Source organism: Streptomyces beihaiensis (assembly GCF_026274175.1).
Lineage (GTDB): Bacteria > Actinomycetota > Actinomycetes > Streptomycetales > Streptomycetaceae > Streptomyces > Streptomyces beihaiensis.
The window spans coordinates 1-10,093 of sequence record NZ_JAPHNL010000108.1 but is presented as its reverse complement, the minus strand read 5'-3'; the positions used below and the strand labels follow the sequence as shown (position 1 = coordinate 10,093).

General features: G+C 69.7%; 11 protein-coding genes. 5 read left to right on the top strand and 6 right to left on the bottom strand.

Annotated features, from left to right (window positions below; translation table 11 throughout):
- The coding region (locus OFY01_RS11995) for a YbjN domain-containing protein (RefSeq protein WP_266599073.1) at nt 1-515 on the bottom strand (515 nt) is incomplete at its 3' end.
- Nucleotides 516-721: 206 nt separating this feature from the next.
- Nucleotides 722-3,325, bottom strand: a complete 2,604-nt coding sequence (gene clpB, locus OFY01_RS11990; protein WP_266599077.1) for an ATP-dependent chaperone ClpB — start codon at nt 3,323-3,325, stop codon at nt 722-724.
- Between the two features lie 141 nt (nt 3,326-3,466).
- Between clpB and OFY01_RS11985 the strand changes: the two genes are divergently transcribed.
- Entirely contained in the window at nt 3,467-3,880 is a 414-nt protein-coding gene (locus tag OFY01_RS11985) for a pyridoxamine 5'-phosphate oxidase family protein (RefSeq protein ID WP_266599071.1), read from the top strand.
- A 115-nt stretch (nt 3,881-3,995) separates the two neighbouring features.
- Here OFY01_RS11985 and OFY01_RS11980 read toward each other — a convergent pair whose 3' ends face one another.
- Both OFY01_RS11980 and OFY01_RS11975 read right to left on the bottom strand, forming a co-directional pair.
- Nucleotides 3,996-4,349, bottom strand: coding sequence for a Rieske (2Fe-2S) protein (locus OFY01_RS11980; RefSeq protein ID WP_266599069.1), 354 nt, complete (start codon nt 4,347-4,349; stop codon nt 3,996-3,998).
- Nucleotides 4,346-4,570 carry a hypothetical protein gene (locus tag OFY01_RS11975; protein ID WP_266599067.1) on the bottom strand — a complete coding sequence of 75 codons (225 nt, stop codon included), beginning with the start codon at nt 4,568-4,570 and terminating at the stop codon, nt 4,346-4,348. Before OFY01_RS11975 ends, OFY01_RS11980 begins: the two co-directional genes overlap by 4 nt.
- Before the next feature lie 135 nt (nt 4,571-4,705).
- Here OFY01_RS11975 and OFY01_RS11970 point away from each other — a divergent pair, with 135 nt between their 5' ends.
- Both OFY01_RS11970 and OFY01_RS11965 read left to right on the top strand, forming a co-directional pair.
- The gene (locus tag OFY01_RS11970; protein ID WP_266599065.1) at nt 4,706-5,683 is read left to right on the top strand and encodes a helix-turn-helix transcriptional regulator; all 978 of its coding nucleotides are present in this window, start codon (nt 4,706-4,708) and stop codon (nt 5,681-5,683) included.
- A complete protein-coding gene (locus OFY01_RS11965) occupies nt 5,680-6,666 on the top strand; it encodes a helix-turn-helix transcriptional regulator (protein WP_266599063.1) in 987 nt (328 codons plus the stop codon). The genes OFY01_RS11970 and OFY01_RS11965 overlap by 4 nt, the downstream gene beginning before the upstream one ends.
- A 282-nt stretch (nt 6,667-6,948) precedes the next feature.
- Here the strand turns inward: OFY01_RS11965 and OFY01_RS11960 are convergent, their stop codons facing one another.
- Nucleotides 6,949-8,061 (bottom strand): sugar ABC transporter substrate-binding protein, encoded by a 1,113-nt coding sequence (locus OFY01_RS11960; RefSeq protein ID WP_266599061.1) that lies wholly within the window; start codon nt 8,059-8,061, stop codon nt 6,949-6,951.
- Nucleotides 8,062-8,326: 265 nt separating this feature from the next.
- Between OFY01_RS11960 and OFY01_RS11955 the strand changes: the two genes are divergently transcribed.
- Nucleotides 8,327-9,151: a hypothetical protein gene (locus OFY01_RS11955; RefSeq protein WP_266599059.1), complete on the top strand. Its 825-nt coding sequence runs from the start codon at nt 8,327-8,329 to the stop codon at nt 9,149-9,151.
- Nucleotides 9,152-9,168: 17 nt separating this feature from the next.
- Here the strand turns inward: OFY01_RS11955 and OFY01_RS11950 are convergent, their stop codons facing one another.
- Nucleotides 9,169-9,567, bottom strand: a complete 399-nt coding sequence (locus tag OFY01_RS11950; RefSeq protein ID WP_266599057.1) for a nuclear transport factor 2 family protein — start codon at nt 9,565-9,567, stop codon at nt 9,169-9,171.
- Between the two features lie 182 nt (nt 9,568-9,749).
- On the opposite strand from OFY01_RS11950, the gene OFY01_RS11945 reads away from it, so the two are divergent.
- The gene (locus OFY01_RS11945; protein WP_323135501.1) at nt 9,750-10,058 is read left to right on the top strand and encodes a DUF397 domain-containing protein; all 309 of its coding nucleotides are present in this window, start codon (nt 9,750-9,752) and stop codon (nt 10,056-10,058) included.
- Nucleotides 10,059-10,093: the final 35 nt, after the last annotated feature.

The window sequence follows — 10,093 nt, the reverse complement described above, 5'->3', positions numbered from 1 at the left end:
TTGTCCTGCGCGGACTCGACATCGGCCTCCAGGCCGAGCTGCTCGACCAGCCAGCGGTCGAACTCGATGGCGGCCCGCACCCAGCTGACCGTCGACGACACGAAGTGCTCCAGGGAGACCCCGGTGCCGATCAGCATCTGGGCCTCGCCGATGAGGCGGACCGTGCCGTCGTCGTGGGTGTGGCTGTAGACCTTCGGCCACAGCGTCTGGCGGTTCCAGTCGTCGATCGACTCCAGAAGCCGCGGCTTGGCGTCGATGTCGTGCGGGCGGTCGTAGAACGTCCGCACGGAGAAGACCTGCTGGTCGCCCTCGCCGCGGAACATGAAGTACGTGCGGAACTCCTCCCACGGCGCCGCGAGGTCACCCTCCTCGTCGACGACGTGCTTGAGCTCCATCTGGTCGAGCAGCTGCTTGACCAGGTCCTGGTCGGGGATGACGGGGCCCGCCGGTCCCGCCCCCTGTTGCGGCTGGGGCTGTCCCCCGAAGTTCGGAATCGAGGACGGGTCGATACTCACTGGTGCGGTTCCCTTCGTATGGATGGGGCCATCCTCTCTCAGGGGGCCCCTTCCCCGGCAAGCCCGGGTACCCGTCTGCTCCGGCCCGTGTCGCCGCCGGGTGCGGGCCGGCGGCGTCCAGGGCCTGTCCGGCGGATCAGGCCGGACTCGGTCGACCGTGCCGACCGGTACGGCGCGACCCCGACGAGATCCGCCGGACAGAGCGCCTAGAGCGTCTTCCCGGTCGCCGGGCCGACCAGCAGCCCCTCGCCGAACGCGTCCACGCGGACCGTGTCGCCGTCCTTGACCTCCCCGGACAGGATCTCCTTGGCCAGACGGTCGCCGATGGCCGTCTGGACGAGACGGCGCAGGGGCCGCGCCCCGTACGCCGGGTCGTTGCCCTCGTCCGCCAGCCAGCCCAGCGCCGCGTCCGTCACGTCGAGCGTGAGGCGGCGGTCGGCGAGGCGCTTGGCGAGGCGGTCGATCTGGAGCTTCGCGATGCGGCGCAGTTCTTCCTTGTCCAGGGCGGAGAAGACCACCAGGTCGTCGAGCCGGTTGAGGAACTCCGGCTTGAAGGAGGTCCGGACGACGTCGAGGACCTGCTGCTTCTTCGTCTCGGCGGAGGTCGTCGGGTCGACCAGGAACTGGCTGCCCAGGTTCGACGTGAGGACCAGGATGGTGTTGCGGAAGTCGACCGTGCGGCCCTGTCCGTCGGTGAGCCGCCCGTCGTCGAGGACCTGGAGCAGCACGTCGAAGACCTCGGGGTGCGCCTTCTCGACCTCGTCGAGCAGCACCACGCTGTACGGGCGGCGGCGCACCGCCTCCGTCAGCTGGCCGCCCTCCTCGTAGCCGACGTAGCCGGGGGGAGCCCCGACGAGACGGGCGACGCTGTGCTTCTCGCCGTACTCGCTCATGTCGATACGGACCATGGCCCGCTCGTCGTCGAAGAGGAAGTCCGCGAGCGCCTTGGCCAGCTCGGTCTTGCCGACGCCGGTCGGGCCGAGGAAGAGGAACGACCCGGTGGGCCGGTCCGGGTCGGCGACCCCTGCGCGTGTGCGCCGCACGGCGTCCGACACCGCCCGCACGGCCTCGGTCTGGCCGATGAGCCGCTTGCCGAGCTCGTCCTCCATGCGCAGCAGCTTCTGCGTCTCGCCCTCCAGGAGCCGCCCTGCCGGGATGCCGGTCCAGGACGCGACGACGTCGGCGATGTCGTCGGGGCCGACCTCCTCCTTGACCATCGTGTCCTTGGCGTGGCTCGCCTCCTCCTCGGCCTCACTCGCGGCCTCCAGGTCGCGCTCCAGGCCGGGGATCTCCCCGTACAGCAGCTTGCTCGCGGTGTCGAAGTCGCCGTCGCGCTGGGCGCGCTCGGCCTGGCCGCGCAGTTCGTCGAGCTTCTCCTTGAGCTCGCCGACCCGGTTGAGGGACTGCTTCTCCTTCTCCCAGCGGGCGGTGAGGCCGCGCAGCTCCTCCTCCTTGTCGGCGAGGTCGCGGCGGAGCTTGTCGAGCCGCTGCTTGCTGGCCGGATCGGTCTCCTTGTCGAGCGCCAGCTCCTCCATGCGCAGCCGGTCCACGGCGCGCTGCAGCTCGTCGATCTCGACGGGCGAGGAGTCGATCTCCATACGGAGCCGGGACGCGGCCTCGTCGACGAGGTCGATGGCCTTGTCGGGCAGGAAGCGGGAGGTGATGTACCGGTCGGAGAGGGAGGCGGCGGCGACCAGCGCGCTGTCCGCGATCTGCACCTTGTGGTGCGCCTCGTAGCGGCCCTTGAGACCGCGCAGGATCGCGATGGAGTCCTCGACGGTCGGCTCGGCGACCAGGACCTGCTGGAAGCGGCGCTCCAGGGCGGGGTCCTTCTCGATGCGCTCGCGGTACTCGTCGAGGGTGGTGGCGCCGACCATGCGCAGTTCGCCGCGGGCGAGCATCGGCTTGAGCATGTTGCCCGCGTCCATGGCCGAATCGCCGCCCGCGCCCGCGCCGACGACGGTGTGCAGCTCGTCGATGAAGGTGATGACGCGGCCGTCGCTCTCCTTGATCTCGGCGAGCACCGTCTTGAGCCGCTCCTCGAACTCGCCGCGGTACTTCGCCCCCGCGACCATGGCTCCGAGGTCGAGCGCGACCAGCTGCTTGTCCTTGAGGCTCTCCGGCACGTCGCCCTTGACGATGCGCTGGGCGAGGCCCTCGACGACGGCGGTCTTGCCGACGCCCGGCTCACCGATGAGGACGGGGTTGTTCTTCGTGCGGCGGGACAGCACCTGCACGACGCGCCGGATCTCCTGGTCACGGCCGATGACGGGGTCGAGGCGGCCCTCGCGCGCGGCGGCGGTCAGGTCCGTGCCGAACTTCTCCAGGGCCTTGTACGCCCCCTCGGGGTCGGGTGTCGTCACCCGGCGCCCGCCCCGGCTCTTCGTGAACGCCTCGGCCAGCTGCCCGGCCCCGGCCCCCTGCCCGGTGAGCACCTCGCCGGCGGCGCCGCCCTTGGCCGCGATCCCGATGAGCAGGTGTTCGGTCGAGACGAACTCGTCGCCGAGCTGCTTGGCGCGGGCGGCCGCGTCGGCGATCACGGCGAGCATCTCGCGGCTGGGCTGCGGCGGTGCGACGGTCGACCCGGTGACGCTCGGCAGGGCCCCGAGCACCCGGTCGGCACCGGCCCTGACCTGGGCCTGATCGGCGCCGACGGCGGCCAGGAGGTCTACGACGTTCTCATTGTCCCGCCCCTCCAGCAGGGCGAGCAGCAGGTGCGCCGGGGTCAGATCCGGGTGCCCCCCGGACACGGCCCGGCTGGTGGCCGCGTTGATCGCGTCGCGGCTCCGGTTCGTCAGCTCGGCGTCCACGTCCCTGTTCTCCTCCACGTCCGTACATCCACGACAACTCTGCCCTACCCAACGTACACAAAGTTGAGTCTATTCCACTCAAGGCTGCCCGCGGGAGCCGCCTGCGGGGCGGGCTCCCGGGCATGGCGTAGGTTCCCTGACATGGCCAAGCGGATCGACCTCGACAACCCGGGCACCGACTTCCTCAGCTTCTGGCGGGAACGGCACCTGTGCACCTTGACGACCCTGCGCCCGGACGGCACGCCGCACGTGGTCCCGGTCGGGGTCACGTACGACGCCGAGGCACGGGTGGCCCGCGTCATCACGGACAAGTCCAGCAGGAAGATCGCCCACATCCTGGCGGCGGGCGCCGGTCCGGCGCGCGTCGCGGTCTGCCAGGTCGACGGCCGGCGCTGGTCGACCCTGGAGGGCACGGCGACCGTCCACACGGACCCGCTCCGCGTCGCCGAGGCGGAACGCCGCTACGCGCAGCGGTACACGCGCGCGCCCCGGGTCAACCCGAACCGCGTGGTCGTCGAGATCGCGGTGAGCCGGGGGACGGGCAACGGCGTGTGAGGTGCCGCGGCGGTGCCCGGAGACACAAACGCAGCGGCGCCACCGTTTTCAGGTCCACGGTGGCGCCGCTGCTGGGGGAAGCACCTGCGCGATCTACAACGACGGGGGCATCGCGTCAGGCACTGCGGGGGGTGGCAGTGGTTCGGTGGTGGGTGTGCGAGACCCGGACCCCCTCCTCCTCGACCTCGACGGGCTGGTGATCGCGCTGGTCGAGGTTGACGAAGATCATTCCGTATCGGACGACGGTCCGCACCGGCTGCGGCGCGCCGCGTGGCCGACGCAGACACCGGTAGGCCCGGATGTCGTCGTCATCGTCGCGCGCCACGATGATCGGCTCACCGAACAGGGTGACCATGAGCGAGTCACCGGGATTCGGGATGGCCGTGACGAGGTCGATGGTGTGCCAACCGGAGCGGTAGGCGATCGCCATCTCGCGGCGCAGCGACCTGTCGTCTGGTGGGGTCATCACGCATTCACGCCCGTCGAGTGAGGCGCGAACCCCCAGGCGACATCGTCGGGCGCGACCCCCCACGCGACATCATCGGCACCGAGCTGACTCACGGCATGGGTACCGACCTGAGCCGAGCCCCAGGCGACATCACCGGGCGTGGGGGTGGTGGCAGCGCCGAGCGCCAGGGCAACAGCGACGACCGCCGCGCCAAGCACCGAGCGAAGCATTCTCTTACTCATGTCGGCTTCGTCCTCACTTGATGGCTTCTTCTCCCCCGCACCACAAGACGATGACTCATTCAGGCACGTGGAAACCACAGAAGCGATGCATCATGTTCCTGCACGTTCAGGACCCTGGGGGGTGGAGATTTACCCATGAAGGACACAAAACAGACACATCCTCACCCGGTGACTGAGCTGTGCGCCGACGGAGAGCGTCTTTACGCCAGCGCGCTGAGCGCCGGACGCATCTCCCGCTCCGAGGCCGAGGGCGCCCCCTGCCTACTGGAATTTGCACTCCTTCACCCGGACCCGGACGACGCCAACTGGCTTCAGCCGGTTCCCCCTTCGGTGGTGCTGGCCCAACGACTGCAGCCGATCGAGCGGGAGATCCAGGAGAGGCGGCGCCTCTCCGTCGACCTCACCGCCGCGTTCGAACCCTTCATGGCCATCAGCACCCAGATGCCGCCCACGACACACGCCATCACCGTGCTGGAAGGCGTCAGCCGCATCAACGCGGCCCTCGACAAGGCCATCACCGAGAGCCACACCGAAGTCCTCACCGTGCAGCCCGGCGGCGGCCGCTCCGAACACCTCCTGAGCGAGGCTCTTCAACGGAGCAAACCCTTGATCGAGCGCGGAATCTCCATGCGCACCCTCTACCAGCACACCGTGAGATACAGCCAGAACACCTTTGCCTACGTGGACAAGATGGCAGGCGCGAGGGTCGAGATCCGGACACTTGAGGAACTGATCGAACGACTCATCATCTGCGACCACGACGTGGCCTTCATCCCGGCCCAGGCCGGCGACGACATGGCCCTGGAGCTGCGCCATCCCGGCCTGGTCCAGTATCTGATCAACGTCTTCGACCAGCTGTGGCGGCGCGCCACACCCCTCCAGGACGACGTTCAGTACGAGGCGACCGTCGAAGGCATCACGGGCGTGCAGCGGTCCATAGCCAAACTGCTCATCGAGGGTCACGTCGACGAGGCCATCGCCCGCCGCCTGGGAATGAACGTCCGCACGTGCCGAGCGCACATAGCCAAGATAGCCGCCGCTCTCGGCAGCGGCAGCCGGGCCCAACTCGGCTATCTGATCGCACAGTCCGGAATGCTGGAGCGGGAATCGTGACCCGTGCCCCCCACCGGCACGGACCGGAGGACCTGTGCGCCGAGGGGTCAGCCCTGTACGCGAGCGCCCTGCGTGAGGGCTGGGTGACGGTCGAAGAGATCTCGCAGGCCCCCTGCCTCCTGGAGTTCGGGCTGCTGCGCCCGGACACGGCGGACCCGAACCGGCTCAAGCCGGTCTCCCCGGCCGTCGCGCTGCCGGGCCTGCTCGAAGGCATCGAAGAGGAGATCGCGTTCCACCGGGGACGCGAGACGAAGCTCGCCGAGATGTTCCGGCCGCTCATCGCCCTCGACGCCGAGCGGGCCTCCGTGCCGGAGAACCCGATGATCAGTGTCCTTGTCGGCTTCCGGCGCATCAACGACGCCATATCCGGGGCGGCCTCGGCCGCGTCGGGCGAGCTGCTCACCATTCAGCCGGGAGGCTTCCGAGATCCCGCCGTCCTCGCCGGCGCCCTGCCCAGAGAACAGGACTTCATGGCGCGCGGCGGACACATGCGCACCCTCTACCAGCACACCGCCCGTCATGATCCCAGTGTCATCGCGCACTTCGAACAGCTGCGGGGGGACGTCGAGGTCCGGACTCTGGACGAAGTGACCGAACGCCTCATCATGTTCGACCGCTCGGTCGCCTTCATCCCGGCCAACCCCGACCGCACCGTGGCGCTGGAGATCCGCCACCCCGCGCTGATCTCCTATCTCGTCACGACGTTCGAGCGGCTGTGGCGGCTCGCGGCCCCGCTCCTGCCCACGTCCCCCCAGCCGACGACCGCGTCGGGCAACCTCTCCACCCGACAGCGCACCATCGCCGAACTCCTCGTCGAGGGCCACACCGACGCCGTCATCGCCGAGCGGCTCAGCATGAACATCCGGACCGTACGTCTGCACATCGCCAAACTGGCAGCCACCCTCGGCAGCACCAGCCGTGCCCAACTCGGCTACCTGATCGGCCAGTCGGGCATCCTGCACGAGGAGACACCCACACTGTGACACCGCGCCGTGCGGACACCGTGGCACGGCACCGCACCGCCCGCCGATGTCACCTCGAAGACCGGCGTCCAGCGGGTCGGGCCGGCGAATGTCCGCACTACGCCCCGAAACAAGCGTAATTGTCCGCCCCTCAGGAACGTGCCCCCACAACAAGCTGGCGCTAGCAGCCCTCAAGCGCGGCAGGGCATCGTGGAGACGCGCTCCCCAAGCGAGCGGCCCTGGCCGGTGTTTCCCCCGTCGCCGGCCAGGGCACCACAACTCCCCGCCGCCGCGAGGGACAAGTCACTTCGTGAGGCCGGCCTGCGCGCACGCGACCGCGTACTTCGGGGTGCAGATGTCCGACACCTTGTAGATGCCGTCCTTGACGACCGTGCTCTTGATGTTGCCGCGCGTCAGTGAGACCACGCTGATGTTCGCGGTGCGGATCCGCTTCGTCGTCGGACTGTCCGTACGGTCCATCGCCAGCGCCTCGAACTCGATCACGCGGCCCTGCGCCGCGCGCACCGCCATCTCCGCGGCGGTCTGCGCCTCCTGCGGATACGGCTTGTAGACGCTCATGTACTGCTCGCCCGTCAGAATCCGCTGCACTGCGTCGAGTTGGGCGTCCTGACCGGTGACCGGCGGCAGGTGGGTGACGCCCGCGTTCTTCAGCGCCTTGATGATGCCGGCCGCCATGCCGTCGTTGGCCGAGTAGACACCCGCGATGTTGCTCGCGCCGAGCGCGGAGATCGCCTGCTCCATCTCGGCCTGGGCGTACTTCGGCTTCCAGCCGACGGTGTCGTACGACTTCGCGATCGTGACGGAGTCGCCGAACTCCTCGCGGGCGCTGCTCTTGAACTCCGCGGCGTTGGGGTCGCTCGGCGAGCCGTTGATCATGACGATCTTGCTGCTCTTGGACGCCTTGTCGCCCAGCGCCTTCAGCAGGGCCCTGGCCTGGGTCTGGCCGACCAGCTCGTTGTCGAAGCCGATGTACGCGTCGACCGGCCCCTCGGCAAGCCGGTCGTACGCGATGATCTTGATCCCGGCGGCCTTCGCCTTGCGCACCTCCGAGGCGATGGCGTGCGCGTCGACCGGGTCGACGAGCAGCGCGTCCACCTTCTCGTCGATCATCTTCTGGAGCTGCCGACTCTGCCGCTTCGCGTCCTGCCCCGCGTTGGCGTATATCAGTCGACCCTCGCTGTTCGTGAGTTCGGCCACCCGCTTCTTGATGATGGGGTAGTCGAACTTCTCGTACCGAGTGGTCTCCTTCTCCGGAAGAAGCAGGCCGATCGTGACGTCGTCCCCCTTGGTGGCCGACGCCTTGGGCTCGCCGTCGCCGCCCGACAGCACACCGCTGCAGGCCGAGAGCGAGACCAAGAGGACGGATGCGGCGCCGGCCGTCACGGCGCGTCGCATACGCGTATTCATTGCGGATACCTCCCTGACATGGCCGCAACGGTGCGGCCGAGGTGGCTCGAAGCCAACTCGTATGCATACGCAAGGTCAAGGGATGAAGTCATTCCGCAACCAAACCGGGTCCACGAGTTCTTCACATGAAGCATCAACCGTCGAAAATCGGACACTTTTCTGTGAATCGGCCGGGCATGTCACCCCCGTCGGCCGCCGCCGCGCGCAACGATCGACGTCGGCCTTCCGCTCGATCCTCGACAGGAGTACGACCATGAATGACACCGGCCCGGACGCCACCTTCGTCATGGGACTGCACGGGCTGCTGGACCGGCACCCCTGGTTCGGGCGGGCGAGCGCCGAGTTCGATCTCGACGAGGACGTCTTCAGCCTCGCCGTGAAGCGGGCCGCCGCCTACGGCTGGAGCTCCACCGCCCTCACGGACGAGCCCGCCGACAACCTCTGGGACCACAACGACGCGGACGGCGACTGGACCCAGGACGGCCAGGTGCGCCAGCTGGCCTGGCTGCACTCCACGCTCCCCCGGCCCGTCCCCGTTCCGGGCAGGAGCCCTCGCGCCCGCCGGCTGCCCGTCCTGCCAGCCGTCACGGTCCTCTCTGACGCGCTGCGCCGCGTCGGCACCGTCCGCCTCACCGGCACGCACGCCCTCGTGCCCCTGCACCGCGCCGGGGACGCCCGTGTCGAGCTCGCCGAGGCGGCGGACTGGTTCGCCCTCGCCGACCCGTCCGGCGCGGCGTCGCTGACGGTCACCGTGTCCGCCCCCGCGCCGGCGAACCTCGCCGCACGGGCCGAGGAGATCCGCGAGGCGGCGCTCGAACGCACGTACAAGCACATGGCGGTCGAGCGCCTGGAGCCTGCCGACACGGAGACCGCGGGGCTGGCCCGCCCGCTCGCCGGTCTCGCCCAGGCCGAGGGCCTGCGCCGGGCGCTCGCCTACCGCTGCGAGGTGCGGGAGTGGTCCACGGACGTGGCCGCCTGGACGACGGAGGTGTTCGTGGACTCCGTACGGGCGGTGACCGGCCTGTCGGGACCGACCCTCGTCACGGTCTCCTCGAAGGTGCCGCCCGCCTCCTCCTGAAGCGGGCGGCACCCGTGTCAGGCCGTCGGCACCCGGTCCAGGAACCCGTGCACCGCACGAATCCGGCCGTCGTCCGCCAGCTCGACGACGTCGAACCCGGCCACCGGGGCCGATCCGTCCGCCTCCGCCACCAGCTCCCACCCGAACCGGGCGAGCCGGTGGTGCCCGTCGACCGGGCCCAGGGGACGGAACACGAACCCCGGGAACTGCTCGTGCGCCGCCGCGATGACCGCCGCGATCCCGTCGTGCCCCGCCACGTCCGCCAGCGGGTCCGTGTACGTCCCGTCCTCGCTCCAGGCCGCCGCCACGGCCTTGGCCCGCGCCTCGGCGCTCCGCGCGTTCCATGCCTCGAAGTAGCGGGCGGCGGCGGTCTCGTACATCTCGTTCGTACCGGTCGTCTCGTTCGTCGTGGTCATGGTTCTCGGCCCTCCTGAGGCGTCCCTGCGTACGTCTTCCCGTACGTCTTCCCGTACGTCATCCCGTACGTCTTCGGCCCCGGAGCCCCGGCGGAGTGCGCCGCCCGGGTTCCGGTGACTTCAGAGTGCCGGGACGGCGGGCCAGGGGCGATTACGCGGGAGGTAATGCCTCATGCCTTGCCGTGGTGCTGCGGCGCCGGCTCGAACACCTCCTGGAGGTCGGCCAGCCGCGGCACGTCGAGATCCAGGTGATGCCGACGGCCCGCGAGGACCACGCCGGAAGGAGGGGGAGACGGAGGTCCGGGGACCCGTGCGAACTGGCCTGGTTCAAGAGCAGCTACAGCAGCGGCGGCAGCGAACCCGACCGCGTCGAGGTCGCCCACACCCCCGGCGCCGTCCACGTCCGCGGCTCCAAGGACACCGACCGGCCCCACTGCACCGTGGGCGGCGCCGCACGGGCGGAGTTCGTCACGTACGCCGCCCAGCGCTGAACCACCCCCACCTCGGAGAAGTGTCGCAGTTCTAC